Source organism: Citrobacter sp. RHBSTW-00570 (genome assembly GCF_013739755.1).
In the GTDB taxonomy this organism is placed as follows: Bacteria; Pseudomonadota; Gammaproteobacteria; order Enterobacterales; family Enterobacteriaceae; genus Citrobacter; species Citrobacter braakii.
In genome coordinates, this window is sequence record NZ_CP056399.1 from 3701248 (window position 1) to 3727239 (window position 25992).

General features: G+C 54.3%; 26 protein-coding genes. 16 read left to right on the forward strand and 10 right to left on the reverse strand.

Annotated elements, in window-relative coordinates; translation table 11 throughout:
* Nucleotides 1-210 precede the first annotated feature (210 nt).
* From folD to HV237_RS17665, 3 genes are all read left to right on the forward strand, one after another.
* Nucleotides 211-1077, forward strand: a complete 867-nt coding sequence (gene folD, locus HV237_RS17655) for a bifunctional methylenetetrahydrofolate dehydrogenase/methenyltetrahydrofolate cyclohydrolase FolD (protein ID WP_003021887.1) — start codon at nt 211-213, stop codon at nt 1075-1077.
* A 1-nt stretch (nt 1078) separates the two neighbouring features.
* Complete coding sequence (ybcJ, locus tag HV237_RS17660) at nt 1079-1291, forward strand: ribosome-associated protein YbcJ (protein ID WP_016152124.1); 213 nt, start codon at nt 1079-1081, stop codon at nt 1289-1291.
* A 123-nt stretch (nt 1292-1414) separates the two neighbouring features.
* Nucleotides 1415-1939 carry a metal-dependent hydrolase gene (locus HV237_RS17665; RefSeq protein WP_047358035.1) on the forward strand — a complete coding sequence of 175 codons (525 nt, stop codon included), beginning with the start codon at nt 1415-1417 and terminating at the stop codon, nt 1937-1939.
* A 90-nt stretch (nt 1940-2029) separates the two neighbouring features.
* On the opposite strand, the gene cysS is transcribed toward HV237_RS17665, so the two are convergent.
* Complete coding sequence (gene cysS / locus HV237_RS17670) at nt 2030-3415, reverse strand: cysteine--tRNA ligase (protein WP_006685638.1); 1386 nt, start codon at nt 3413-3415, stop codon at nt 2030-2032.
* A gap of 173 nt (nt 3416-3588) precedes the next feature.
* Here cysS and ppiB point away from each other — a divergent pair, with 173 nt between their 5' ends.
* The 5 genes from ppiB (at nt 3589) to mnmH (ending at nt 7738) form a co-directional block, all read left to right on the forward strand.
* Nucleotides 3589-4083, forward strand: coding sequence for a peptidylprolyl isomerase B (gene ppiB, locus HV237_RS17675; protein ID WP_003021875.1), 495 nt, complete (start codon nt 3589-3591; stop codon nt 4081-4083).
* Nucleotides 4084-4085: 2 nt separating this feature from the next.
* On the forward strand, nt 4086-4808 hold the full coding sequence (gene lpxH, locus HV237_RS17680) for a UDP-2,3-diacylglucosamine diphosphatase (RefSeq protein ID WP_047358034.1): 723 nt from the start codon (nt 4086-4088) through the stop codon (nt 4806-4808).
* Between the two features lie 173 nt (nt 4809-4981).
* The gene (purE, locus tag HV237_RS17685) at nt 4982-5491 is read left to right on the forward strand and encodes a 5-(carboxyamino)imidazole ribonucleotide mutase (RefSeq protein WP_016152120.1); all 510 of its coding nucleotides are present in this window, start codon (nt 4982-4984) and stop codon (nt 5489-5491) included.
* A complete protein-coding gene (purK, locus tag HV237_RS17690) occupies nt 5488-6555 on the forward strand; it encodes a 5-(carboxyamino)imidazole ribonucleotide synthase (protein ID WP_047358033.1) in 1068 nt (355 codons plus the stop codon). The genes purE and purK overlap by 4 nt, the downstream gene beginning before the upstream one ends.
* Nucleotides 6556-6652: 97 nt before the next feature.
* Entirely contained in the window at nt 6653-7738 is a 1086-nt protein-coding gene (gene mnmH, locus HV237_RS17695) for a tRNA 2-selenouridine(34) synthase MnmH (protein WP_047358032.1), read from the forward strand.
* Here mnmH and HV237_RS17700 read toward each other — a convergent pair whose 3' ends face one another.
* From HV237_RS17700 to ybbA, 6 genes are all read right to left on the reverse strand, one after another.
* Nucleotides 7739-8398: a methionine ABC transporter permease gene (locus tag HV237_RS17700; RefSeq protein WP_003831085.1), complete on the reverse strand. Its 660-nt coding sequence runs from the start codon at nt 8396-8398 to the stop codon at nt 7739-7741. It abuts the gene before it with no gap.
* Nucleotides 8391-9407: a virulence-associated ABC transporter ATP-binding protein SfbB gene (gene sfbB, locus HV237_RS17705; protein ID WP_047358079.1), complete on the reverse strand. Its 1017-nt coding sequence runs from the start codon at nt 9405-9407 to the stop codon at nt 8391-8393. The genes HV237_RS17700 and sfbB overlap by 8 nt, the downstream gene beginning before the upstream one ends.
* Nucleotides 9408-9469: 62 nt before the next feature.
* Nucleotides 9470-10300, reverse strand: coding sequence for a MetQ/NlpA family ABC transporter substrate-binding protein (locus HV237_RS17710; RefSeq protein ID WP_047358031.1), 831 nt, complete (start codon nt 10298-10300; stop codon nt 9470-9472).
* A gap of 245 nt (nt 10301-10545) precedes the next feature.
* Nucleotides 10546-11679: a porin gene (locus HV237_RS17715; RefSeq protein ID WP_047358030.1), complete on the reverse strand. Its 1134-nt coding sequence runs from the start codon at nt 11677-11679 to the stop codon at nt 10546-10548.
* Between the two features lie 187 nt (nt 11680-11866).
* The gene (gene ybbP, locus HV237_RS17720) at nt 11867-14281 is read right to left on the reverse strand and encodes a putative ABC transporter permease subunit YbbP (protein ID WP_047358029.1); all 2415 of its coding nucleotides are present in this window, start codon (nt 14279-14281) and stop codon (nt 11867-11869) included.
* Nucleotides 14278-14964, reverse strand: coding sequence for a putative ABC transporter ATP-binding protein YbbA (gene ybbA / locus HV237_RS17725; RefSeq protein ID WP_016152113.1), 687 nt, complete (start codon nt 14962-14964; stop codon nt 14278-14280). Before ybbA ends, ybbP begins: the two co-directional genes overlap by 4 nt.
* On the opposite strand from ybbA, the gene tesA reads away from it, so the two are divergent.
* The 3 genes from tesA to HV237_RS17740 are packed head-to-tail and all read left to right on the forward strand — an operon-like array spanning nt 14932 to nt 17270.
* The gene (gene tesA, locus HV237_RS17730; RefSeq protein WP_085951033.1) at nt 14932-15558 is read left to right on the forward strand and encodes a multifunctional acyl-CoA thioesterase I/protease I/lysophospholipase L1; all 627 of its coding nucleotides are present in this window, start codon (nt 14932-14934) and stop codon (nt 15556-15558) included. The two genes, ybbA and tesA, sit on opposite strands and share 33 nt — an antisense overlap.
* Nucleotides 15559-15586: 28 nt before the next feature.
* On the forward strand, nt 15587-16357 hold the full coding sequence (locus HV237_RS17735; protein ID WP_019076196.1) for an SDR family oxidoreductase: 771 nt from the start codon (nt 15587-15589) through the stop codon (nt 16355-16357).
* Nucleotides 16358-16415: 58 nt separating this feature from the next.
* Complete coding sequence (locus HV237_RS17740) at nt 16416-17270, forward strand: co-chaperone YbbN (RefSeq protein WP_016152110.1); 855 nt, start codon at nt 16416-16418, stop codon at nt 17268-17270.
* 78 nt (nt 17271-17348) lie between these two features.
* On the opposite strand, the gene fetB is transcribed toward HV237_RS17740, so the two are convergent.
* Nucleotides 17349-18128, reverse strand: coding sequence for an iron export ABC transporter permease subunit FetB (gene fetB, locus HV237_RS17745; RefSeq protein WP_047358028.1), 780 nt, complete (start codon nt 18126-18128; stop codon nt 17349-17351).
* The gene (gene fetA, locus HV237_RS17750) at nt 18115-18792 is read right to left on the reverse strand and encodes an iron ABC transporter ATP-binding protein FetA (protein WP_047358027.1); all 678 of its coding nucleotides are present in this window, start codon (nt 18790-18792) and stop codon (nt 18115-18117) included. The genes fetB and fetA overlap by 14 nt, the downstream gene beginning before the upstream one ends.
* A 134-nt stretch (nt 18793-18926) precedes the next feature.
* Here fetA and HV237_RS17755 point away from each other — a divergent pair, with 134 nt between their 5' ends.
* From HV237_RS17755 to HV237_RS17770, 4 genes are read left to right on the forward strand one after another with little or no spacing between them, the layout of a single operon-like run.
* Complete coding sequence (locus HV237_RS17755; protein WP_016152106.1) at nt 18927-19844, forward strand: SPFH domain-containing protein; 918 nt, start codon at nt 18927-18929, stop codon at nt 19842-19844.
* Nucleotides 19841-20299 carry an NfeD family protein gene (locus HV237_RS17760; protein WP_016152105.1) on the forward strand — a complete coding sequence of 153 codons (459 nt, stop codon included), beginning with the start codon at nt 19841-19843 and terminating at the stop codon, nt 20297-20299. Before HV237_RS17755 ends, HV237_RS17760 begins: the two co-directional genes overlap by 4 nt.
* A gap of 19 nt (nt 20300-20318) precedes the next feature.
* Nucleotides 20319-22463, forward strand: coding sequence for a hypothetical protein (locus HV237_RS17765; RefSeq protein ID WP_047358026.1), 2145 nt, complete (start codon nt 20319-20321; stop codon nt 22461-22463).
* The gene (locus HV237_RS17770) at nt 22433-23149 is read left to right on the forward strand and encodes a DUF3142 domain-containing protein (protein ID WP_047358025.1); all 717 of its coding nucleotides are present in this window, start codon (nt 22433-22435) and stop codon (nt 23147-23149) included. Before HV237_RS17765 ends, HV237_RS17770 begins: the two co-directional genes overlap by 31 nt.
* On the opposite strand, the gene cueR is transcribed toward HV237_RS17770, so the two are convergent.
* Nucleotides 23146-23556, reverse strand: coding sequence for a Cu(I)-responsive transcriptional regulator (gene cueR / locus HV237_RS17775; protein ID WP_029139441.1), 411 nt, complete (start codon nt 23554-23556; stop codon nt 23146-23148). The two genes, HV237_RS17770 and cueR, sit on opposite strands and share 4 nt — an antisense overlap.
* Before the next feature lie 290 nt (nt 23557-23846).
* On the opposite strand from cueR, the gene HV237_RS17780 reads away from it, so the two are divergent.
* The gene (locus HV237_RS17780; protein WP_047358024.1) at nt 23847-25991 is read left to right on the forward strand and encodes a TonB-dependent receptor; all 2145 of its coding nucleotides are present in this window, start codon (nt 23847-23849) and stop codon (nt 25989-25991) included.
* Nucleotide 25992 lies beyond the last annotated feature (1 nt).

Consider the following 25992-nt stretch of genomic DNA (forward strand, 5'->3'; position numbering starts at 1 on the left):
AGGGTGATGAGTTGTTTCATTCACGTTAATTTTAATTAGCATGCTCATTAATTATCCGTAAGGCTTAAGCCTCTGTACTGACCCCATTCGCAGATCGTGACGCCCCCTGGCGCACGTAAAAATGCAAACGAAAACTGACAGCACGTCCCGCTTCTGACAAAATAGCGGCATCCCCTTCGATTTAACGTAACAGACGGAATCCTCTCTCTGATGGCAGCAAAGATTATTGACGGTAAAACGATTGCGCAGCAGGTGCGCTCTGAGGTTGCTCAAAAAGTTCAGGCGCGTTTAGCGGCTGGATTACGCGCCCCAGGCCTGGCTGTTGTGCTGGTAGGTAGCAACCCGGCTTCGCAGATTTATGTCGCGAGTAAACGCAAAGCCTGTGACGAGGTGGGGTTTGTCTCCCGCTCCTATGACCTGCCTGAAACCACCAGCGAGGCGGAGCTGCTCGAGCTGATCGATACGCTCAATGCAGATACCACCATCGACGGTATTCTGGTCCAGCTGCCGTTACCTGCGGGTATCGACAACGTTAAAGTTCTCGAGCGTATTGCGCCGGATAAAGACGTTGACGGTTTCCACCCGTATAACGTTGGTCGCCTGTGCCAGCGTGCGCCGCGCCTGCGCCCGTGTACTCCGCGCGGTATTGTGACTCTGCTTGAGCGTTACAATATCGACACCTACGGTCTGAATGCGGTCGTTATTGGCGCGTCGAATATTGTTGGCCGCCCGATGAGCATGGAGCTGCTGCTGGCTGGCTGCACCACCACCGTCACCCACCGGTTCACCAAAGATCTGCGTCGCCATGTAGAGCATGCAGACCTGCTGATTGTTGCCGTCGGCAAACCTGGCTTTATTCCCGGCGAGTGGATCAAAGAAGGTGCGATTGTGATTGATGTCGGCATCAACCGTCTGGAGAATGGTAAGGTTGTTGGCGATGTGGTCTTTGAAGATGCCGCCGCACGCGCGTCATACATCACGCCGGTACCCGGCGGCGTAGGCCCAATGACGGTCGCCACACTTATCGAAAACACGCTGCAGGCGTGTGTTGAATATCATGATGTAAAGGACGTTTAAGATGGCCACATTTTCACTGGGTAAACACCCACACGTTGAACTCTGCGATTTACTGAAGCTGGAAGGCTGGAGCGAAAGCGGCGCCCAGGCAAAAATTGCTATTGGCGAAGGGTTAGTGAAGGTCGATGGTGCGGTAGAAACGCGTAAACGCTGCAAAATCGTTGCCGGACAGACCGTCAGCTTTGAAGGCCACAGCATTAACGTCGTGGCGTGATCCCTGGTGCCGGATGAGGTTAACCCCTGTCCGGCCACTTCCTCTCTCCTTTTCAGATAATGACTTCATCACCACTTCACAGTGAACTGTTAGCATGTTGTTTTTCCACACGAAGCGATCATCATGCCAACAATCGTTACCCACGCTGCCGTTCCACTCTGTTTAGGATTAGGTCTCGGGCGTAAAGTCATCCCCCCGCAATTACTGTTTACTGGCGTCATTCTGGCTATGTTGCCGGATACCGACGTACTGTCGTTTAAGCTTGGCGTCGCCTACGGCAACGTGTTTGGTCACCGCGGTTTTACCCATTCGCTGCTGTTCGCCTTCGTAGTGCCGCTGCTCTGCGTATGGATGGGTCGACGATGGTTTAAGGCAGGCTTAATTCGCTGCTGGCTATTCCTGACGGTTTCACTGCTGTCGCACAGCCTGTTGGATTCGGTCACCACTGGCGGCAAAGGCGTCGGCTGGCTGTGGCCGTGGTCGGATGAACGCTTCTTTGCACCGTGGCAGGTGATTAAAGTCGCCCCGTTTGCGCTATCACGCTACGCCACACCATACGGGCACCAGGTGATAATTTCGGAGTTGATATGGGTATGGCTACCGGGAGTTATGATGATGGGTGTGCTGTGGTGGTATCGGAAATATTAATTTGCCGGATACGACAAGCGTCTTATCCGACCGACATTCGTACATTGATTGCCGGACAGGGCGCGAGCCGCCATCCGGCAATCAATATCATTACTTACGGCGCCAGGTAGTGCCCTGCGGGCCATCTTCCAGCACGATACCCATCTCATTGAGACGGTCACGCGCGGCGTCAGCTGCCGCCCAGTCTTTGGCTTTACGGGCATCCAGACGCTGCTGGATTAACGCTTCAATTTCAGCAACTTCACCGTCATCCGCCTGCGCACCGCTTTGCAGGAATGCTTCAGGCTCCTGTTCCAGCAGGCCCAGCACGCTGGAAAGCTTACGCAGATGCGAAGCCATACCGTTAGCCGCCGCCATATCTTCACCCTTCAGGCGGTTAACCTCACGCGCCATATCAAACAGCACGGAGTAGGCTTCCGGCGTATTGAAGTCATCGTCCATCGCTTCAATGAAGCGCGCTTCAAAGGCTTCGCCACCGGCTGGAGCAACGGACTTATCGGTGCCGCGCAGCGCGGTATACAGACGCTCCAGTGCAGAGCGCGCCTGCTTCAGGTTCTCTTCGCTGTAGTTTAACTGGCTACGGTAATGACCAGACATCAGGAAGTAGCGAATGGTTTCGGCGTCGTAGTATTTCAGCACGTCACGCACGGTAAAGAAGTTGCCCAGCGATTTGGACATTTTCTCCCGGTCAACCATCACCATCCCGGAGTGCATCCAGTAATTAACGTATTCACCGTCATGCGCACAGGTAGATTGAGCGATTTCGTTTTCATGGTGCGGGAACATCAGATCCGAACCACCGCCATGAATATCAAAATGGTTGCCCAACTGTTTGCAGTTCATCGCCGAACATTCGATGTGCCAGCCAGGACGACCCGCGCCCCACGGAGACGGCCAGCTCGGCTCGCCTTCTTTGGACATTTTCCACAGCACGAAGTCCATCGGGTTGCGCTTCACATCAACCACATCAACGCGTGCGCCCGCCTGCAGCTGATCCAGATCCTGGCGTGACAGCTGACCATAGTTAGGGTCAGTCGGCACGTCGAACATCACGTCGCCGTTATCAGCGACATATGCGTGACCTTTGGCAATCAGCTGTTCAGTGATTTCAATAATCTCAGCGATATGGTGCGTAGCGCGCGGCTCCAGATCCGGGCGCAGAATATTCAGCGCGTCGAAATCGCTATGCATTTCCGCGATCATTCTGTCGACCAACGCCACAAAGCTCTCGCCGTTTTCATTCGCGCGCTTGATGATTTTGTCATCAATATCGGTAATGTTGCGCACATATTTCAGCTTATAGCCGAGGAAGCGCAAATAGCGCGCGACAACGTCGAAAGAAACGAAGGTACGTCCGTGGCCAATATGACAGAGATCGTAAACGGTAATACCACACACGTACATGCCGACTTCCCCGGCATGAATAGGTTTGAATTCCTCTTTTTGGCGCGTCAGTGTATTAAAGATTTTTAACATCGAAGATTCCGTGTAGACGTGTGTGGATAGTAAAGTCTGTATAATACCCATAATTTAGACCGGAAGCAGCACACTTTGCGAGGTGATCGCAGCTTGCGGTTATGCTATAACACACCCCTAACTCTGACCCTTCACGGGGTCGAAGCACCAATCTATCGGAACAGGATGCAAAAATGGTTACTTTCCACACTAATCACGGCGATATCGTAATCAAAACGTTTGATGATAAAGCGCCTGAAACAGTTAAAAACTTCCTGGACTACTGCCGCGAAGGTTTTTACAACAACACCATTTTCCACCGTGTTATTAACGGTTTCATGATCCAGGGCGGCGGTTTCGAACCGGGCATGAAGCAAAAAGCCACGAAAGAAGCGATCAAAAACGAAGCGAACAACGGTCTGAAAAACACCCGTGGTACGCTGGCGATGGCGCGCACTCAGGCTCCGCACTCCGCAACCGCACAGTTCTTCATCAACGTTGCAGACAACGACTTCCTGAACTTCTCCGGCGAAAGCATGCAGGGTTGGGGTTATTGCGTGTTTGCCGAAGTTGTTGAAGGCATGGACGTGGTTGATAAAATCAAAGGCGTTTCCACTGGTCGCAGCGGTATGCACCAGGATGTGCCAAAAGAAGACGTCATCATCGAAAACGTGACCGTCAGCGAGTAATCGTGACGACACTGTTTATTGCAGATCTTCACCTCTGTACAGAAGAACCGGCGATCACCGCCGGTTTTCTGCGTTTTTTAGCCGGTGATGCGCGAAAAGCTGATGCACTGTACATTCTCGGCGACCTGTTTGAAGCCTGGATTGGCGACGACGACCCAACCCCACTGCATCATGAAATAGCCGCGGCGATAAAATCACTGGTTGATTCCGGCGTTCCCTGCTTTTTTATTCACGGCAACCGAGATTTTCTGCTCGGCAAACGTTTTGCCCGTGAAAGCGGCATGAGCTTGCTGCCTGAGAAAAAAGTACTCAACCTGTATGGCAGCAAGGTATTGATCATGCATGGCGACACTTTGTGTACAGACGATGCAGGCTATCAGGCGTTTCGCGCCAAAGTACATCAACCCTGGCTACAGAAGCTGTTCCTCTCCCTACCTCTGTTCGTTCGCCAACATATCGCCGCGAAAATGCGCGCCAATAGCAAAGCGGCCAACAGCAGCAAGTCACTGGCGATCATGGATGTGAATCCGCAGGCCGTCATCACCGAGATGGAAAAGCATCAGGTCCAGTGGTTAATTCACGGCCACACCCACCGCCCGGCAGTCCACGAGCTTACGGCCAATGAGCAACCCGCTTTCCGTGTGGTATTAGGCGCATGGCACACCGAAGGGTCGATGATCAAAGTCACGCCAGATGACGTTGAACTGATCGCATTTCCGTTTTAATTCCGCAGATATCCAGTTCCTCTTTACACAAAACTCGTTGCGATGTAGCCAACTACAAAGGCTGCCTGAAGGGTGAAGTGTAAAGCGCGCAATCGTTTTCCTTGACGGCGAATTATGCTATTCTCTGTGGCCTCAAAAGTCGAGTGTAGTGCATCACAGGAGTTTTCAGACGCATGTCTTCCCGCAATAACCCGGCGCGTGTCGCCATCGTGATGGGGTCCAAAAGCGACTGGGCTACCATGCAGTTCGCCGCCGAAATCTTCGAAATTCTGAACGTGCCGCATCATGTTGAAGTCGTCTCCGCCCACCGCACCCCTGACAAGCTGTTTAGCTTCGCCGAAAGCGCAGAAGAGAACGGCTATCAGGTGATCATTGCCGGTGCGGGTGGCGCTGCACATCTGCCGGGCATGATTGCGGCTAAAACGCTGGTGCCTGTTTTAGGCGTCCCGGTGCAAAGCGCGGCGCTGAGCGGCGTAGATAGCCTTTACTCCATCGTACAGATGCCGCGCGGTATTCCGGTCGGAACGCTGGCTATCGGCAAAGCGGGCGCGGCAAATGCGGCCCTGCTGGCAGCACAAATTCTGGCAACACACGACAAAGCATTACACCAGCGTCTGAACGACTGGCGCAAAGCACAAACCGACGAGGTGCTGGAGAATCCGGACCCGCGAGGTGCGGCATGAAGCAGGTCTGCGTACTCGGTAACGGTCAGCTAGGGCGCATGCTGCGCCAGGCCGGTGAGCCGCTGGGCATTGCGGTCTGGCCCGTCGGGCTGGATGCCGAACCAGCAGCGGTCCCTTTTCAGCAAAGCGTGATCACCGCTGAGATTGAGCGCTGGCCGGAAACGGCACTCACCCGCGAGCTCGCGCGCCACCCGGCGTTTGTTAACCGCGACGTTTTCCCGATTATTGCCGACCGTCTGACGCAAAAGCAGCTTTTTGACAAGCTCGGCCTGGCAACTGCGCCGTGGCAACTGCTGGCGGATAAAAGCGAATGGCCTGCAGTATTCGACAAACTCGGTGAGCTGGCGATCGTGAAACGTCGCGTCGGCGGTTACGACGGTCGTGGGCAGTGGCGTTTGCGCGCAAATGAAACCGAACAACTGCCGGACGACTGCTACGGCGAGTGCATCGTTGAGCGGGGAATCAACTTCTCTGGTGAAGTCTCACTGGTTGGCGCTCGTGCGCACGACGGTAGCACCGTCTTCTATCCGCTGACCCATAACCTGCACCAGGACGGCATTCTGCGCACCAGCGTGGTCTTCCCGCAGGCTAACGCCAAACAGCAGAAACAGGCCGAAGCGATGCTCTCTGCCATCATGCAGGAGCTGGGCTATGTCGGCGTGATGGCGATGGAATGTTTCATCACCCCGGAAGGTCTGCTGATTAACGAACTGGCTCCACGCGTGCACAACAGCGGGCACTGGACGCAAAACGGTGCCAGCATCAGCCAGTTTGAGCTGCACCTGCGCGCCATTACCAACCTGCCGTTACCCACGCCGGTAGTGAACACTCCTTCGGTGATGGTAAATCTGATTGGTAGCGACCTGAACTATGACTGGCTGAAACTGCCGCTGGTGCATCTGCACTGGTATGACAAAGAGGTGCGTGAAGGGCGTAAGGTGGGACACCTGAACCTGAGCGACAGCGATACCGCGCGTCTTAGTGCGACGCTGGAAGCGCTTATCCCCCTGCTGCCGCCGGAATATGCCAGCGGTATTATCTGGGCGCAGTCAACGCTGAAATAAGCCATTAATGCCGGGGATTTGATTTTATCCTTCCCCGGCCCCTCCTCTGGCGCGTAAAATCCCCTCCATTGCTGTTTTTGTATTTTCAGGATCACACATGAACGATGGAACGGACTATCGCGCAATTTTGCTCGCTGGTACGCCTATAATCGATGTACGCGCCCCCGTCGAATTTCTGCAAGGCGCAATGCCGGGCGCAATCAACCTTCCTCTGATGAACGATGACGAACGTGCCGCCGTGGGTACCTGTTATAAACGTCAGGGACCCGAGGCAGCCCTCACGCTCGGCCATCAACTGGTCTGCGGCGAGACTCGCCAACAACGTATGAAGGCCTGGCTGGATGCCTGTCGTCAAAATCCTGCGGGTTATTTATGCTGCGCGCGCGGCGGTCAGCGTTCGCACATTGTGCAGCAGTGGCTGCACGAGTCCGGGATTGACTACCCGCTGATACACGGCGGCTACAAAGCCCTGCGTCAGGCGGCGATTCAACTGACTGAAAAATTAGTGCAAAAGCCGATCGTCTTAATTGGCGGCTGTACCGGGAACGGTAAAACGCAGCTGGTGCAACAGCAGCCGAACGGCGTGGATCTCGAAGGTCTGGCGCACCATCGCGGTTCCTCGTTTGGTCGCACCGTTGAACCGCAGCTGAGTCAGGCGAGTTTTGAAAACCTGCTGGCGGTCGAAATGCTCAGAACCGACAGACGTCAGGATCTGCGTCTGTGGGTACTGGAAGATGAAGGCCGCATGATCGGGGCTAATCATCTGCCTGAGTGCCTGCGTGAACGCATGACCCAGGCATCTATTGCAGTGGTGGACGATCCTTTTGAGCGTCGTCTGGAGCGACTGCGCGAAGAGTATTTCGTGCGGATGCACCACGATTTTACCCATGCTTATGGCGAGAGTCAGGGCTGGCAGGAGTATAGCGAGTATCTGCACCACGGCCTGTTTGCTATTCGCCGCCGTCTGGGGTTACAACGTTTTGCCGAGCTGACCGCCCTGCTCGACGTGGCTCTGCGCGAACAGCAAGCGACGGGCAGTACCGACGCCCATATGGGCTGGCTGGTACCGTTGCTCAACGAGTATTACGACCCGATGTATCGTTATCAACTGGAAAAGAAAGCCGCGAAAGTCGTCTTTCGCGGCACATGGCAGGACGTTGCCGACTGGCTTAACGCACAGTGATCAGTGTCTGTCGCGCTTATCCGCGCGTTTCGCCAGCCAGTCGCCCAGCACCTGAACGACCTGCACCAGAATAATCAGCGCCACCACGGTGACGATCATGACCTGGGTTTCGTAGCGGTAATAACCAAAGCGAATCGCCAGGTCGCCTACCCCACCGCCGCCAACGATTCCGGCCATCGCGGAGTAACCGATCAGACTCACCAGCGTTATCGTCAACCCACGCAGCAGACCCGCGCTCGCTTCAGGTAACAGAACGGTGCAGATGATGCGCATCGGGCTGGCGCCAAAGGCTTCCGCCGCTTCAATAATGCCTTTATCGACTTCACGCAGTGCGCTGTCGACCAGACGGGCATAAAAAGCGATTGCCGCCACCGAGAGCGGGACCGACGCCGCAATCGGCCCAATGGTATTTCCGAGTAAAAACTGGGTGAGCGGCAGCAGCAGCACCAGCAGGATCACAAACGGCACCGAACGGATGATATTCACCAGCACGGAGCTGAGCAGATACACAAAACGGTTTTGCCAGAATAAATGCCGGTCGGTGACAAAAATAAGAAAACCGAGCGGCAGACCGCCAATAATCGCCAGCACCGTAGAGATACTTAGCATCTGAAAGGTTTCATTAAACGCCAGCGTCAAATCAGGCAATAAATCATCCACGAATCACCTCCACCTGTGCCGTGCGTTGACGAATATGTTCCACGGCGACATCCACCGCAGAAGGGTTATGCGGCGCGGTCAGTTGCACCACCAGAATCCCCAGAGCACGCTCGCCGATATATTCAATTTTGCCGTGCAGAATGTTCACCGCCACACCAAATTTAACCGCGACTTCAGACAACACCGGCTGTTCCGCCGAATCGCCGATGAACAGAATTTTCAGCAACTGGCCAGGCAAATGCTGGCGCAAGCGTTCGGGTAGCGTCAGATTGAGGGTATGCGACACCAGTTGCTGCGTGAAAGCGTGCTGCGGGTGAGCAAAAACGTCAAACACCTCACCGGACTCCACCACCTTGCCGCCGGACATCACCGCCACACGATCGCAAATCGATTTGATCACGTTCATCTCGTGCGTGATCAGCACGATCGTGATCCCCAGCTGTTGGTTGATCTGCTTAAGCAATGCCAGAATAGTGGCCGACGTTTCCAGATCCAACGCAGAGGTCGGTTCATCACACAGCAGCACATCGGGGTGATTGGCAATCGCACGGGCAATACCAACGCGCTGCTTTTGCCCGCCGCTGAGCTGCACAGGAAAGCGGTTCGCCTTGTCAGACAGCCCCACCAGCGTCAGGATTTCGCTGACGCGTGGGCCAATTTTACTGCGCTCCCATCCGGCAGCCTTCAGGCTGAAAGCGACGTTTTGCGCCACGGTACGGGTATGCATCAGATTAAAATGCTGAAAAATCATCCCAATACGCTGACGGGCTTTACGTAGTTGCGCCCCTTCCAGCGCGGAAATTTCTACGCCGTTAACCTTTACGCTTCCCAGGCCTGGTCGCGTTAAGGCGTTCAGGGTGCGCAGCAGCGTACTTTTCCCCGCGCCGCTGGTCCCGACAATGCCAAATATCTCACCTGCGCCTATGCGCAAGCTGACGTCATCAACCGCCCGGGTTGATGGTCCACGGCCTGCGCTAAAATCCACGCAAACCTTTTCTATCTCAATCATAGCCACCTCAGAAATGCGAAAAGGGCAGTCGCCGCTGCCCCTGTTAACCTTGTGCGCAGCGATTATTGGGCTGCCGACATCCATTCCGGTTTCTGGAAGGCGCTGTAGATATTTTGCGGATCGTCGATCACCGCGCGATACGCCGGAGATTTCACCGCCGCCACAATATCTTTCGCGAACGGTTTATCCGCATCTTCACTGCGTACCGCTATGATATTTTTCAGATTTTCGTCCAGATGCTCTTGCTTGATGGCGCTGGCGAGATCCAGTTTTGCCGCCACAGCAAAGTTACCGTTGACCAGCGCGCCTGTCACACCGTCCAGGGTACGCGGCAGCTGTGCCGCTTCCAGCGGTTTAAACACCAGCCCTTTCGGGTTGCTGGCGATATCGCGCTCAGAGGCTTTAGTCGGATCGATAGTGTTTTTGATGGTAATAAGGCCAATAGACTGCAGGAAACGCAGACCGCGAGCCAGATTGGTTGGATCATTGGAAAGCGTGATCACATCCCCTTTTTTTAACTCATCCAGGCTTTTGATTTTATGTGAGTAAAAACCCATCCCGGCCGTCGGGACCACAATCAGCTTGCTCAGCTTCAGTCCTTTATCAGCGGTGAATTTGTCAAAGTAGAGCGAGTGCTGGAACAAGTTGGCATCAATACTGCCGTTGGAAAGCGCCATGTTCGGCTGCACGTAGTCGCTGAATTCGCGCACCACTACCTTATAGCCTTTCTCTTTCAGCGTAGGGGCAATGGCCTGTTTCACCATATCGCCGTACGGCCCAGGTGCGACGCCAAACACGATGGTATGCGGGTCACTGTTCGCATGAGCAAGTTGTAATCCACAGGCCAGTAACAGCGCTCCGGTCGCGACGCGTAAACTCTGACGCAATCCCATAATTTCTCCATTTTAACGTTGTGGTGTCATGTCTCACGCCGTTCTTGCGGCGTTGTTCTTGTTGGCCTGTTAACAGGCTGATTGTTAACATGACACAGATCACAACCTGCTGTCCTTGAAATTATTTCATGATGTTGCGGGATATGTCGTTGAATGTACGTTGAAGGTACTAATGTGTTTTTCAGCAAAGGATAGTAAAAAACCGGATAACCTTCTGGTTACCCGGTTTTGGCAGGGAAATTGACTTAGAAGTCGTAACGCAGACGAACCAGGTTCATATCACCCAAATCGTCGGTGCTGGAGGTGAAGACGTGTTCGTAATCCACACGGAAACCGTAGTCCAGCTGGAAGCTGATACCCACACCATTGTCGGTACGCAGGTAGTTACGACCATTCACGTATTCAATACGGTCGCCCATAACGTAGGGTTGAACGGATTTCAGCGCATACTGACCAACCGGGAAGGTGTAACCCGCGAAGTATTCCAGACCCCAGGCATCACCGGCAAAGTAATCGTTAACGGAGACTTTTTTGGTGGTCATGAAGTTTTGATACCAACCGCCGCCCATCGAGAAGGTCCAGTTGTCCGGTTTCCAGCTCAGCGCGGTACCGACGATGTTTTGATCGTAGGTTTTGCTGGTGTCGCCACGCATTTCCGCGCGGGTGTAGTTCCACGCCGTACCCCAGGTCAGGTCATCGGTGATGTGATAATCCACACCCAGCGAGCCACCGCCTTTACGCTTGTAGCGCAGACCGTTGTTCGGGTTGTAATCATCGCTGAACAGATAAGATGCGTAGAGATCAACATCGCCAACCGTTTTCTTATACTTCAGTGATTTACGCGTACGATAGGAACCATCATAGTCGCCATTGATACCGTTACCTGGTGCCTGACCGATCATGTCGTAGTCCCAGATATCCGTTTTCGCACCAACCACATCATAGTAAATGCTGTTCTGTTGACCGAAGGTCAGCGTACCCCAGGTCGCACTCTTCAGACCGGTGTACAACATACGACGCGTGGTATCGTTGGCGCCGTTAGCATAGTGATTATCCCAGTTGAACATTGCCGGGAAGTTTACGCCCAGCTCGTAATAACTCACCCAGCTGATGTCATCAAACAGATAGTAATCAGCGGCGAAGCGGAAACGCGTCCCGCCGTCGAAACCATTACGTTTGTAGCCATTCTTACCATCATCACCGGCCATATTCTGGAACTGCGGACGAATACTCCCGCCGACGGTGAAGTTAAGACGGCTCAGCGGGTTGCCCGCCTGTGGTTCTTGTTTCAGGACCGTGATTTCCGCCTGGGAGGCGAACGTCGTTAATGCCACTGCTGCGCCGATCGATACCGCCAGCGCCGTTTTTTTTATAGTCATTATTTGTACCTTGATAGATAGCCTGCCAATTATTCAGCATACAAATATTAACGTTTATTAATACACTCGTGTTGTCGGGTTTTTATTGTTCTGTGCTGTTAAATATCAATGAGTTATCAATTTGTGCTACATAGATAAAAAAACGCACCGATTTAAAAAACCGGTGCGTACTCATCACGAATATGAATTAACTACTGAACTGACGGAACAGCGCTTTGCCTTTTAGCAGACGTGAACCGAGCCATCCGCCGCATAGCGAGAGCAACAATGCCCCACAAAGCGGCAACACGACCCACAGTCGCCAGTCTGGCTCCCACGGAAAATCAAACACTCGGGTTTGCAGCACCGCCAGTGCGGTTTCCGCACCGATGGCAGCCACCAGTCCGGCGACCATCCCGAGCATGGCAAACTCGCACCATAGCGTGGTACGCAGCAGCTTCTTACCCGCGCCCAGCGTGCGCCAGACCACCAGTTCCTGATGACGCTGACGCATTCCGACCTGGACCTGCGCCAATAGCAGCAACATACCGCAAGCGGTAACCAGCACCACCATCACCTCCAGTGCCCGGCTCACCTGCTCCAGCACCTGGCTCACCTGTTTGAGGATTGCGCCAATATCCAGCAGGCTGATAGTCGGGAATTCGCGGTTAAGCTGCGTCAGCATGCCGTTGCCGTTCTCCCAGCGAAAGCTGGTTAACCAGCTTTGCGGCTGAGCGTCCAGCGCGCCGGAGGGAAAGATAAAGAAGAAGTTGGGGCGCAGGCTTTCCCAGTCCACTTTGCGCAGACTGCTGACCGTGGCGCTGAAATCCTGGGTATCGCCCATAAAGGTCACCCGATCGCCAAGTTTGACGTTCAGCCGTTTCGCCAGCCCCTCTTCCATCGAGACTTCGCCCGCTTTTGGCGGCCAGCTTCCGGCAACGATCGGGTTATGATCCGGTCGGGTATCCTGCCAGGTCAGATTAAGCTCACGGTTCAGCGCCTCATCGTGATTGCCTTCGGTCGGCTTCTCATTGATCGCCGTCAGACGCGCCCGCACAATCGGATAGAACGATTCCGGGATCACCTGATGCTCAGCCAGGAAAGCCTTGAGTGGAACCACCTGTTCGGTGGCAATGTTGATGAGAAAATAGTTCGGGCTTTCCGGCGGCATTTGCTGCTGCCAGCGGTCGAGCAGGTCGCCACGCAATACCAGCAGCAGCGCCAGCAACATAAAGGAAAGCGAAAATGCCGACAGCTGACTGAGCGTTGACCACGGCTGGCGCAACAGCCGACTGACCGCTAAACGCAGCGGCAGCGAGGTGAGCGTCAGGCCACGCAGCACGTTGAGCAGCATCCAGCCGAGCACCCCGCACAAAAGCGCCAGCACTACCGCTCCGGCCAGCACAGCCCACAGCAGCGGACTTCCGCCCATCAGTCCGGCGAGCAGGGCAATCACGACTATCAATACCACCGGCAAATAAAACTTCAGCGGCCAGACGTTTGCCACCACGTCACGGCGCAGTACCCGCAGTGGCTGGGTCGCCAGCAGCAAACGGTAAGGGCGTAACCCCACCAGCAGAGAAATGACCGTCATGGTGCCTAATGCCCATAGCCACGGCCAGGGACTGGCAGGCGGCAGTTCGCCAGGCAGTACCGGCTTAAGTAATACCACCAGCACGCGTTCAAACAACAGCCCGAATAACCCTCCGGTCACGCCAGACAGCACCAGCACCATCAGCCATTGACCAACAATTAGCCTGCGCAACTGTGATCTGCCCGCGCCAAGGGTTTTCAGAATAGCCACCAGATCGTAACGACTGCGGCAGTAATGGCTCATCGCCACGGCAACCGCAGCGACCGCCAGCAGCAGGGTTAGCAGCGCCGACAGCAGCAGGAACTGTTGCGAACGCTCCAGTGATTTCCCCAGCGCCCCTTCATCCTGCTCCAGCCCATACCAGCGCTGTTCAGGCTTTAACTGCGGGAGCAGCCATTTTTCATAGGCTTCCAGTTGCTGCGGTGTCCCGCCAAATTTATAGCGCCAGGTCACCCGGCTTCCCGGCTGGACCGCCGCCGTTTTTTCGACATCCGCCATGTTCATCATCAGGCGCGGCGCTATCTGGAACGGATTAAAACCGGCGTCCGGCTCCTGCACCACTTCCCCGGCGATGCGCAGCGTGGCATCACCCACATCGATGGAATCACCGATTTTTAAGTTCAGCAACGCCATCAGACGCGGAGCCAGCAGCACCGAGCCAGGCTGAGGTTTCAGTCCCGGCGGATTGGTTTGCAACGTGCCATACATCGGATACACATCATCCACCGCTTTGACGTTCGCCAACTGCGGTGTATCCCGGGCAAAGGTCATAGTGGCAAAGGTCAGCTGTTCGCCCACTTTCAGGCCACGCTGTCGCGCCTCGTCAATCCACGCTTTCGGCACGGTACGCGAACTTTGCAGCGACCGATCTCCCGCCATAAACTCACGGCTTTGCTGGCTCAACCCTTTTTCCATACGATCGCTGATATTGCCCAGCGCCAGCACGCAGGCCACGGCCAGGCTCAGCGCCAGCCAGACAATCAGTAATGAAGGCGAGCGCCATTCGCGCCAGAACCAGCGTGCAATCATGCCTCCTCCTGCAACTGTCCGTTCACCAGGCGTAAACGCCGATCGCAACGCGCCGCCAGTTGAGAATCATGGGTCACCAGAATCAGGGTGGTGCCATGTTCCCGGTTCAGAGAAAACAGCAGGTCGGCGATTTTGTCTCCGGTCTGCCGGTCCAGATTGCCCGTCGGTTCATCGGCAAACAGCACGTCAGGGCGACCGTTAAACGCCCGCGCCAGCGCTACGCGCTGCTGCTCCCCGCCGGAAAGCTGGGCCGGAAGATGATCAAGACGTTTTCCCAGCCCCAGTTGCTCCAGCAACGTTTTTGCCCCGTCGCGACTTTTTCCGCTGTTTTCACCGCGCAACAACGCGGGCAACTCGACGTTTTCCAGCGCGTTTAGGGTCGGAATTAACATGAATGACTGGAAGACAAAACCCACGTGTCGCGCCCGCAGCTGTGCCCGGGCTTCTTCATCCATGGTGTGCAGCGCCTGCCCCACCAGGCTGACTTCACCGCTGGTGCCATCGTCCAGCCCGGCGAGGATCGCCAGCAGTGTGGATTTTCCTGAACCCGACTCGCCAATCAGCGCAATGGTCTCGGCGCGTTTGACAACCAGTTCAACTCCGGTAAGGATGGATAGCTCATGATCACCCTGACCGACGGATTTCTTAAGATGATGAACTTCAACAATGTTTTCCGCTGGCATTGGCCTTTCCTGTTCCTGGTCCTGTTAACTTTCCGCGCCGCCGCAGCGGACACGTTATTAATTCTGGGTGACAGCCTGAGCGCCGGATACCGTATGTCCGCCAGCGCCGCGTGGCCTGCGCTACTTAATGATAAATGGCAAACCAAAACGCCGGTGGTGAATGCCAGTATTAGCGGCGACACCTCGCAGCAGGGTCTGGCCCGTCTGCCTGCATTACTGAAGCAGCACCAGCCGCGCTGGGTGCTGGTCGAACTTGGCGGCAACGACGGTCTGCGCGGTTTTGCGCCTGCGCAAACCGAACAAACCCTGCGCACGATTCTGCAGGATGTGAAAGCAGCAAATGCCGAACCGCTGCTGATGCAAATTCGTCTGCCGGCAAACTACGGTCGCCGTTATAATGAAAGCTTTAGCGCGATTTATCCAAAACTCGCCAAAGAGTTTGATATACCTCTGCTGCCCTTTTTTATGGAAGAGGTTTATCTGAAACCCCAGTGGATGCAGGATGATGGTATTCATCCTAACCGTGACGCCCAGCCGTTTATTGCCGACTGGATGGCGCAACATCTTACTCCTCTAGTAAATCACGACTCGTAAAACAACGGAGATCCTGACAGGTAAAGTTATGCAAAAATCGGTCTTAATAACAGGATGTTCCAGCGGAATCGGTCTGGAAAGCGCGCTTGAGCTAAAGCGCCAGGGTTTTCAAATTCTGGCAGGCTGTCGCAAACCTGACGATGTGGCGCGTATGAACAGCATGGGATTCACCGGCATATTGCTGGATCTGGATTCACCCGAGAGCGTAGATCGCGCGGCTGATGAGGTGATCGCCCTGACCGATAATCGTTTGTATGGGATCTTTAACAACGCCGGATACGGCGTCTATGGCCCACTGCCCACCATCAGCCGCGAGCAGATGGAACAGCAGTTTTCCGCCAACTTCTTTGGCGCACATCAGCTTACCATGCGCCTGTTACCCGCTATGCTACCCCACGGCGAAGGACGAATTGTGATGACCTCGTCGGTAATGGGATTGATCTCAACGCCGGGACGCGGGGCCTATGCCGCCAGCAAATATGCGCTGGAAGCCTGGTCCGACGCGCTGCGTATGGAGCTGCGCCACAGCGGGATTAAGGTCAGCCTGATTGAGCCAGGCCCTATTCGCACCCGCTTTACCGAAAACGTCAACCAGACCCAGAGCGATGCTCCCGTCGAAAACCCCGGAATTGCCGCGCGTTTTACGCTGGGGCCACAAGCGGTTGTCGCCAAAGTGCGTCATGCGTTTGAGAGCGACAAACCAAAGCTGCGTTATCCGGTTACGCTGGTGACCTGGGCAGTTATGCTACTGAAGCGCCTGTTGCCAGGCCGCATAATGGACAAAATTTTACACGGTTGAGTTGAAGCACGCGCGTCAGCCCCCATGTAACAAGAAATCGACAAAAGAGAGTAACTCCATGTCCACACAGAATATTGTTAACATTAACGAATCGAACCTCCAGCAGACCCTTGAACAGTCGATGACCACGCCGGTCCTGTTCTATTTTTGGTCTGAGCGCAGCCAGCATTGTCTGCAATTAACGCCGGTACTGGAGAGCCTTGTTGCTCAGTACAACGGTCAGTTTATTCTCGCCAAGTTAGACTGCGACGCCGAGCAGATGATCGCCTCCCAGTTTGGTCTGCGCGCGATCCCCACGGTTTATCTGTTCCAGAACGGTCAGCCGGTAGATGGATTCCAGGGCCCGCAGCCGGAAGAGGTTATTCGCGCGCTGCTGGAGAAAGTGTTACCGAGCGAAGAAGAGCTGAAAGCGCGCCAGGCGATCGAGTTCATCGAAGCCGGCAATCACGCTGATGCGCTGCCGCTGCTGAAAGAAGCCTGGCAGATCTCCAATCAGAGCAGCGAAATTGGCCTGCTGCTGGCGGAAACGCAAATCGCCCTGAACCGTTCAGACGAAGCTGAAGCGGTACTGAAAACTATCCCGTTGCAGGATCAGGACACCCGTTATCAGGGCCTGGTGGCACAGATCGAACTGCTGAAGCAGGCGGCTGATACACCTGAAATCCAACAGTTGCAGCAGCAGGTCGCCAGCAATCCACAGGATGCGGCGCTGGCAACTCAACTGGCCATTCAGTTACACCAGGTTGGACGTAACGAGGAATCGCTGGAATTGCTGTTCAGTCACCTGAAGAAAGATCTCACTGCAGCCGACGGTCAGGCGCGTAAAACCTTCCAGGAGATCCTTGCCGCACTGGGCACCGGCGATGCGCTGGCCTCGAAATACCGCCGCCAGCTGTACGCGCTGTTGTACTGATCCGCTGCATTTGCCTGATGGCGCTTGTGCTAATCGGGCCTACAATCTCCCCGTAGGCCCGCGCCATCCGGTACTCCATTAGGTTTTTTTCAAATGCGTCACCACCAGTTGGTGACGTGAATTATAGAACTTCCGATAGGTCAGGTAGCAGGCGATAATGGTTGACAGACTGGCGGTCGAAAGCAGCATAAACGTCACCATAATCTGATACTTAATCGCTTTTACCGGATCAATACCTGCAAAGATCAACCCGGACATCATCCCCGGTAAACTCACCAGTCCCACGGTCTTCGCTGAATCGATCGTCGGGATCAGCGAAGCGCGAATACTGTCGCGAATCAGCGGCGCGGAGGCCACTTTCGGCGTCGCACCGAGGCTGAGTTTTTCCTGAATTTGCTGCTGTTCGCTGTTAAACCGCTGCCCCAGATTGTTGTAACACAGCCCTACCGCAACCATCGCATTGCCTGCAATCATGCCGGAAATTGGGATCACCTGCATTGGGGTAAACTCGATAGAGCCTGACAGAACCAGCACCGCCAGCGTTAACCCCGCCCCCGCCGTGATGGCGATAAATGACGAGAGAAAAGCTTTATCAATATATTTACTGCGCTTTTGCGCGTTATAGGCCGCGTTGAAACAGATAAACAGCACCATCAATAAGGTCAGAATGCTGTGGTTAACGCCGAAAATATATTTCAGCACATAACCAACGATAATAAGCTGAACCACCGCCCGGCAAACGCTCCAGAGAATATCTTTTTCCAGCGCCAGTTTTTCTTTGTTGCTGATCAGTATCGCGACCACCACCAGCATCATCGCTAACGCCAGTGATTCATTGGTAATATTATGCTCGTTCATTGCTTACTTCCTGCATTTCCCCGGCGTGCGGTTGAAGGGTTATGACATTATCCGCATGATTAATTTCATCTTTGTCGTGCGTCACCCACAGCACAGCAATATTCTTATCGCGAACATAGTGGTGAATTAATTCGTTCACATTCCGTTTATTGGCTTCATCCAGCGCGCTGGTAATTTCATCAAGCAGCAGGATTTTTGGCAGAAACTGTAAATTACGAATTAACGAGACGCGTTGCTTTTCGCCGCCAGACAGCTCATTGATGTTTTTTTTGAGGATCGTTTCGGGTAGCTCAAAACGGGCCAGATCGGCAAGAAACACATCCGGATCCGGACGTTTATCGCGGATTTGCCAGGGGAAAATGAGGTTGTCGTAAACGGTGTCACCAAACAACGCGGGCGTTTGCGCACAATAAGAGACCTGCTGGCGATATGTTTCAGGCTTAAGAGTGTTTATCTCCTTGCCCTCAAAGAGAATCTCACCGGCATTCGGGCTAATTAATGACGCCACAATCTTGAGTAACGTACTTTTACCGCAACCAGACTGGCCGGTAATCAGCTTAAATTCTCCGGCCCGGAGATTAAAACAGATGTTATTGAGAACCTGCGTCGCCCCTGCCTGCCATGCGACATTTTTTAACTGAAGCAGAATGCTGCTTTCTTCCATTACCAATCCCTTTTTTACCTCTTTCGTGCAGACAGTCTATCCCTGTAATTTATTATAGGGGAGCCCACCCTGATAAATCGGGTATAATTTGACTAATGAGGCAGTAAAGGACAACACAACAGGAGGTTTCATCAATGCTCATTTTTATTCCTATTCTCATTTTTGTCGCGCTGGTCATCGTCGGTGCTGGCGTCAAAATCGTCCCGCAGGGATATCAGTGGACGGTCGAGCGTTTTGGCCGTTACACCAAAACCCTGCAACCGGGTTTAAACCTTGTTGTACCGTTCATGGACCGCATCGGTCGTAAGATCAACATGATGGAACAGGTGCTTGATATCCCCTCTCAGGAAGTCATCTCCAAAGACAACGCCAACGTCGCGATCGATGCCGTCTGCTTTATTCAGGTGATCGACGCGCCAAAAGCGGCTTATGAGGTCAGCAACCTGGAACTGGCGATCATCAACCTGACCATGACCAACATTCGTACCGTTCTCGGCTCGATGGAACTCGATGAAATGCTCTCCCAGCGCGACAACATTAACACGCGCCTGCTGCATATCGTTGACGAGGCCACGAATCCCTGGGGCATCAAAATCACCCGTATTGAAATCCGCGATGTGCGTCCGCCGGCGGAACTTATCGACGCCATGAACGCGCAGATGAAAGCCGAACGTACCAAGCGCGCCTATATTCTTGAAGCGGAAGGGATCCGTCAGGCAGAAATCGTCAAGGCCGAAGGTGAGAAGCAGTCGAAAATCCTCAAAGCGGAAGGTGAACGCCAGTCGGCATTTTTACAGGCTGAAGCGCGTGAACGTTCCGCAGAAGCCGAGGCTCGCGCGACGCAGATGGTTTCGGAGGCCATTGCAGCCGGGGATATTCAGGCCGTGAACTACTTCGTGGCGCAGAAATACACCGAAGCGCTGCAGCACATCGGTTCGTCGAATAACAGCAAAGTGGTGATGATGCCGCTGGATGCCAGCAGCCTGATGGGGTCTATTGCCGGGATCGCCGAACTGGTGAAAGACAGCGCCAGCGAACGGAAAAAATCATGATAGCGATGATTCTGGTGCACCCGCACATCTTCTGGCTCAGCCTCGGCGGTCTGCTACTCGCCGCCGAGATGCTGGGCGGTAACGGCTATCTGCTGTGGAGCGGCGTGGCGGCGGTGATTACCGGCCTGGTAGTGTGGCTTATCCCGCTTGACTGGGCGTGGCAGGGGGCGATGTTCGCCGTACTCACCCTGCTGGCGGCCTGGCTGTGGTGGAAGTGGCTGGCAAGGCGCGTACAAGATCAGAAACCCGCCGACAGCCATCTTAACCAGCGCGGGCAGCAGTTGGTTGGCCGTCGATTTATTCTGGAAACTGCCCTGGTCAATGGCCGCGGACATATGCGCGTCGGCGACAGCTCATGGCCCGTCAGCGCCCGCGACGATTTGAGCGCCGGAACGCAGGTTGAAGTTATTGCCGTTGAGGGAATTACCCTGATTATTACAGCGGTATCACACTAAAAAGACAGGAAATAAGACTATGGTCAGGAAGACACCCCTTACCTTTGCCCTTTGCTCATTATTGGTCGCCGCCCCGCAGGTATTCGCCTCTTTCGATATGGAAGACTGCAAATGGAGCGACGACAGCTGCCTGCTGAAAGGCTCGCCCACCTTCAATCCGGAAAACGACAGCCGTGATAACCTGCTGCGGCTGCTGAGCCAGGAGAAATCATTTGCTCTGCCGGTGCAGTCGATGCCGGCGGACATCACCCGCTCCCGCGATTTCTATTTTGCGTATCATCCGCAGTGGGATGACATTGCCCCGCAGCCAGCCGCAGCGCAGGTATCTGCCGAAGACAGCCCCCTGTCCCGACAGATAGCCGAACTGAACATTAGCGCAGACGAAATAAACGTCAACGACGCTGAGCTTGAGAACCGTCATGTTTCGAACAATACCGCGAGCGTCAGCGCGTTTTTTGCCGCACTGCTGGCCGACTCAGCGTTAACGGCAAATCAGCGTCAGGCCCTGGCCCAGGCGCGTACAGGACTGTTATCCGGGGCAACCCGCGAGCAGATTGAGTCATCGCTTGCCACTCTCCCGGCAGATTCTCCAGCTCAGTCCTACAAAAGCTATCTGGCAGCGGCCGCCAGTTTTTATGCCGGTGATTATGCCAGCGCCGAACAGGATTTCGCTCAGCTAGCCAAAAGCGATCGTCCGTGGCTGGCTGAGACCGCGCAATACATGCTGATACGTGCGGCGTTGAACAAAAGCAGCCAGAACAGCGTGGGCGAGTACGGCGATTTTGATATCACAAAAATTAACCGCGAGGACGCTTCTCAGGCTCAGACGCTGGCGCAAGCCTATCTGCAACACTACCCGCAAGGCCTGTACGCCGCTTCCTCACACGGTATGCTGCGTCGTATCAACTGGTATTTACAGGCGTGGCCGCAATTGGCGGGGTTGTATGAGCAGACGCTTCAGCAATCGGCTGACGCACAGCAACTGCGTGAGATCGTCATCGAATACGATAATGTCTACGGCATGACGTTCTACGAACAGTCCGTGGTGGAGGCTTTCCCGGATGCGCCGCTTGTCAGCTATATCGAACTGCTGCGCGCGTTGCGCCTGAATAACAACAACAAACCAACGCTGACGCAGGCCCAGCTTGACGCCAGCAAACCGGTGTTTGAGCAGAGCCAAAAACTGCCGCTATGGCGCGATCTGCAGCTGAATCTGTGGCTGGCAACGGGCAACTACGCGGCGATTATTTCGGCAGTTACCCCGGCGCAGAAACTTCCGGCCCACGATACGCTGGCCTTCAGCGAACAGGTGCTGTACGGCGAAGCGCTGATGGGCCAGCAGAAATGGACCACGGCACGTGATTTCTGGCAGACATTGCTGAAGCTCAGCCAGGACAACGAACAGCAGCAGTATGTGCAGGCTAAGCTAGCCGCGACGCTGGTTTATAGCGGCGACGTGGCGGCAATTTTCGCCCCAGAAAGCGCAGTAACCAACCTGCGCTTTCGCTCGCAGGTGCTGAAAACCCAGGCAACGCCTGAACTACTGCGCCAGCAAGCCGTCCACGGTCCTAATAACGAAGAGCGTACCATCGCCCTGCATACGCTGCTGGTGCGGGATCTTACTGAGCATCGCTTTGACGACTGGCTGAATGACAGAAAACTGGCCAGCGCCATTACGCCGCCGGTCATTGGCGAAGCGTTTGATGACGTTAATCTGAGTATTTTCGACTGGAACGGGGACTCTGCCGAGAGCGGTTATACCTGTCGCAGCCTCAATGAAACGGTAACGGTTCTGAGCAAAAAAGCGCATGATGCCCACGCCCTGAACTGCTTAGGCGAATTTTTCCGCACTACGCAAACCCACGTTGATTTATGGAAAAACAGTTCCGGCAACGATGTGCTTGAATCAGCAATCTCGCGCAAGAAACCGTTCGGCCAGTTCGACAGGCAAAGCTACTACCAGCAGGTGATCACATCGCCAAAAGCAGAGGTTGAAGATAAGAGCTTTGCGCTGTATCGCGCCATCATGTGCTATGCGCCGTCAGGCTCTAACGAGTGCGGCGGTGAGGAAGTGGATAAACTACAGCGTAAAGGCTGGTTCACCCAACTGAAAACGCAGTATCCGGGAAGTCCGTGGGCGCAAAAACTCAAATACTACTGGTAACTGCGCTACTGCTCGGCCAGGCACAGGCGGCGGAGATCGTCGCCGCCCGTGAACATCCGGCCTTCTGGCTATGGTCCGGAGTGAAGGCCAGTGACGAGCTGAAAAACGCACAAACAGTCTATCTGCATCAGGGCGAAGTCCTGGTTCGTTCAGGTAACGTGGTGTTCCAGCGTCTAGGACTGCCGGTTAATCGCCTGACTTTCCCCTCTATCTGGTTGACCGTGCGCTTTACCACGCTCGACGTACCGGAGGAGATTCCGGCGCGCATCATACGCTTGATGCAACGCTGGCAGGCGGCCGGGAATCACGTCATCGGCCTGCAGGTTGATTTTGACGCGGCGACCCATCAGCTTGCCGATTACGCCTACTTTCTGCAGCAGTTACGCCAACGGCTACCGACCGAGTTTGCACTTGGCGTAACCGGACTACTGGATTGGGCAAAAACGGGCGACGTCGCCACGCTGAACGCGCTGGCGGTCGATGAACTGGTGGTCCAGAGCTATCAGGGACGTCACACGGTACCGAATTATCAGGCGTATCTGCCCGCCCTCAGTCGTCTGCGCATTCCATTTAAGCTGGGGCTGGTACAAAACGGTAGCCGGGACCCGCAGGCTGAAGCACAGCTTGAGAAATCACCGTGGTACCGCGGCACGGTGGTGTTTATGCTTAATCCGCCACTCCGTTAAGCCTTCGCTTTATGGTGGCAGCAGCCGGAGAGATTATCAATAATCGGGCATTCGGCGCTGTCATCGCCAGGGCAACTCTCCGCCAGCGCCAACAAATGCAAGCGCATAGCCTGCAGCTCGCTGATATGGCGCTCAATGTCCGCCACCTTTTCTAACGTACGCTTTTTCACATCTGCGCTGTGACGCGCCGGATCGTTAAACAGGTTCACCAACTCGCCGCACTCTTCCAGGTTAAAACCAACCTGTCGTGCCTGTCGTAACAGCGTAAGCTCATTCAGATGCTGTTGGTTGTATGTGCGATAGCCATTTTCGCTACGCAGCGGCGGCGTCACTAACCCCTTTTCTTCGTAAAAGCGTATCGCTTTGCTGGTTAAACCGGTTTTTTTCGCAACATCGCTAATATTCACATTTCCCCCGCTGATCTTGTTGGTACTGAGCCACATTATAGCCCACATTGCCGTAATCCTTTACCCAAGAACCCCGCGCATCTTCCACCATCACAGCGATACACAAATCCTTTTAATTCACATTGTTATATCCGATTCAGATCACATTTCAGCATTTATTGACCACGCAAAATTGACTCAAATCAAAAGATGTATCGGTTCTGCACCTTTCATCTTGAACAAAGGGAAACAATTTTATATACAAATGCGAATGATAATGATGATCATTTACATTCAATAAAGGTTCTCTTATGTTGCCACGGATTAACCAAAGGCCATTTATTCTTTCAGCCCTGACATTATGCATGTCCGGCGCTACTTTTGCAGCGACCTCTCCAACACACGGTTCAACGTCCGACGAAGATACGGTGATCGTTACGGCTAACCGCACAGAAAGTAGTCTCTGGGATAGCCCGGCAACCATTCAGGTTATCGATCGCCAGACGCTACAAAACTCCACCAGCGTTTCTCTTGCTGATGATTTACAAGATATCCCCGGCGTCGAAGTTACCGATAACGCTCTCGCAGGTCGGAAACAAATTCGTATCCGTGGCGAAGCTTCTTCGCGGGTGCTGATTTTGATAGACGGCCAGGTCGTCAGCTACCAACGTGCCGGACAAAACTACGGAGCCGGTTTACTGATTGACGAATCCGCGCTGGAACGCATTGAAGTGGTCAAAGGCCCTTATTCTGTCCTCTACGGTTCGCAGGCAATTGGCGGCGTCGTGAACTTTATAACCAAAAAAGGCGGCGATAAGCCTTTGGGTGGTAGCGTTAAGGCTGTTTATAACTCCGCAACGGCAGGATGGGAAGAGTCAGCGGCAGCCTGGGGAAGCATCGGTAACTTTGACTACCGTATCAATGGCAGCTATTCCGACCAGGGGGATCGCGATACACCTGACGGAAGATTGCCCGACACCAACTTTCGTAATAACGGCCAGGGAGTGTGGCTTGGCTACAACCTCGATCGCCACAAAATTGGACTCTCACTCGACCGTTATAAGCTATCCACTCAAACCTGGTTTGACGATCCCGAAGGTCAGTTCGACGACTTTAGCGTCAAAATTCCTAAGCTGGAACGCGAGAAAATCGGTCTTTTCTACGACTACGCGGCCGACGGGGATTACCTGAAGAACATCCATTTTGACGCATACACCCAGACAATAGAGCGCAAATTTGAAAACCGGGTCAAAACGACCCAGATTATCCCCAGCCCGATGATTAAAGCGCTGACGGTAAGCAATCAAACCAATACCAACGACAAACAATATACCCAGGGTGTAACGCTGCAGGGCAATATCTCCCTTCCGGCTAACAACACGCTGGTGATTGGCACTCAGTATCAGCATGACAAAATAAAACAGGACACGGACGGCAGTACGCGCCAGACCGCGGCTACCGGCTTCTTCGATACGCAAACCCGTACCCTGTCATATAACGAAGCGGAACAAAGCAACACCTCACTGTTCGCGCAAAACGACTGGCGCTTTGCCGATGACTGGACGTGGACCGTGGGCGCACGCCAGTACTGGCTGTCTTCGAAACTCAATCGCAACGATACGCAAACCATGCAAAGCAGCGGCACCACCTGGCAATCCACCGGGGGAAATTCCGTTCACGATGATGAACTGGTGACCTCGACCAGCCTGCGCTATTCCGGCTTTGAAGATCTTGAACTCCGGGCTGCATACGCCCAGGGCTATGTCTTCCCCACGCTTACTCAGTTGTTCATGCAGACATCCGCCGGCGGCAGCGTTACCTACGGCAACCCAAACCTGAAGGCTGAACACTCGAATAACTATGAGTTGGGCGCGCGGTATAAAGGGAATATATGGCTGATTGACGGTGCTATTTATTACTCCGAAGCCAAAGACTATATCGCCAGTCTGGCCTGTTCAGGCCAACCCGTTTGCAACGGCAACACCACCTCTTCCCGCGGCGGCTATTACTACTACGACAACATCGATCGTGCCAAAACCTGGGGCATGGAATTAACTGCAGAATACAACGGCTGGGCGGTTTCCCCCTACCTGAGCGGTAATCTCATTCGCCGTCAATACGAAGGCAACACCATAAAAACCTGGGATACCGGCGAACCCACGCTGACCGGGCGCGTTGGCCTGAAACATACCTGGTTGATGAATGTCGCTAACGTGACGTCCGATGTCTTTATTCGCGCGGCGTCCCGCGCCAAAGATAATACCGGCACCACGGAAATAAACTACCCAGGCTGGGCCACGCTTAACCTCGCATTCAACACCGAGTTTGGTCCGCAGGACCAGTATCAGGTCAACCTCGCGCTCAACAACCTGACCGACAAGCGTTACAGAACCGCGCATGAATCTATCCCAGACGCTGGTTTCAATGCCGCTGTTGGCTTTGCGTGGAATTTCTGAC

Coding starts and splice junctions, on each gene's coding strand:
- folD (WP_003021887.1), top strand. CDS start 211: ATGGCAGCAAAGATTATTGACGGTAAAACGATTGCGCAGCAGGTGCGC.
- ybcJ (WP_016152124.1), top strand. CDS start 1,079: ATGGCCACATTTTCACTGGGTAAACACCCACACGTTGAACTCTGCGAT.
- HV237_RS17665 (WP_047358035.1), top strand. CDS start 1,415: ATGCCAACAATCGTTACCCACGCTGCCGTTCCACTCTGTTTAGGATTA.
- cysS (WP_006685638.1), bottom strand. CDS start 3,415: ATGTTAAAAATCTTTAATACACTGACGCGCCAAAAAGAGGAATTCAAA.
- ppiB (WP_003021875.1), top strand. CDS start 3,589: ATGGTTACTTTCCACACTAATCACGGCGATATCGTAATCAAAACGTTT.
- purE (WP_016152120.1), top strand. CDS start 4,982: ATGTCTTCCCGCAATAACCCGGCGCGTGTCGCCATCGTGATGGGGTCC.
- purK (WP_047358033.1), top strand. CDS start 5,488: ATGAAGCAGGTCTGCGTACTCGGTAACGGTCAGCTAGGGCGCATGCTG.
- mnmH (WP_047358032.1), top strand. CDS start 6,653: ATGAACGATGGAACGGACTATCGCGCAATTTTGCTCGCTGGTACGCCT.
- sfbB (WP_047358079.1), bottom strand. CDS start 9,407: ATGATTGAGATAGAAAAGGTTTGCGTGGATTTTAGCGCAGGCCGTGGA.
- HV237_RS17710 (WP_047358031.1), bottom strand. CDS start 10,300: ATGGGATTGCGTCAGAGTTTACGCGTCGCGACCGGAGCGCTGTTACTG.
- HV237_RS17715 (WP_047358030.1), bottom strand. CDS start 11,679: ATGACTATAAAAAAAACGGCGCTGGCGGTATCGATCGGCGCAGCAGTG.
- ybbP (WP_047358029.1), bottom strand. CDS start 14,281: ATGATTGCACGCTGGTTCTGGCGCGAATGGCGCTCGCCTTCATTACTG.
- tesA (WP_085951033.1), top strand. CDS start 14,932: ATGATGAACTTCAACAATGTTTTCCGCTGGCATTGGCCTTTCCTGTTC.
- ybbA (WP_016152113.1), bottom strand. CDS start 14,964: ATGCCAGCGGAAAACATTGTTGAAGTTCATCATCTTAAGAAATCCGTC.
- HV237_RS17735 (WP_019076196.1), top strand. CDS start 15,587: ATGCAAAAATCGGTCTTAATAACAGGATGTTCCAGCGGAATCGGTCTG.
- HV237_RS17740 (WP_016152110.1), top strand. CDS start 16,416: ATGTCCACACAGAATATTGTTAACATTAACGAATCGAACCTCCAGCAG.
- fetB (WP_047358028.1), bottom strand. CDS start 18,128: ATGAACGAGCATAATATTACCAATGAATCACTGGCGTTAGCGATGATG.
- fetA (WP_047358027.1), bottom strand. CDS start 18,792: ATGGAAGAAAGCAGCATTCTGCTTCAGTTAAAAAATGTCGCATGGCAG.
- HV237_RS17755 (WP_016152106.1), top strand. CDS start 18,927: ATGCTCATTTTTATTCCTATTCTCATTTTTGTCGCGCTGGTCATCGTC.
- HV237_RS17760 (WP_016152105.1), top strand. CDS start 19,841: ATGATAGCGATGATTCTGGTGCACCCGCACATCTTCTGGCTCAGCCTC.
- HV237_RS17765 (WP_047358026.1), top strand. CDS start 20,319: ATGGTCAGGAAGACACCCCTTACCTTTGCCCTTTGCTCATTATTGGTC.
- HV237_RS17780 (WP_047358024.1), top strand. CDS start 23,847: ATGTTGCCACGGATTAACCAAAGGCCATTTATTCTTTCAGCCCTGACA.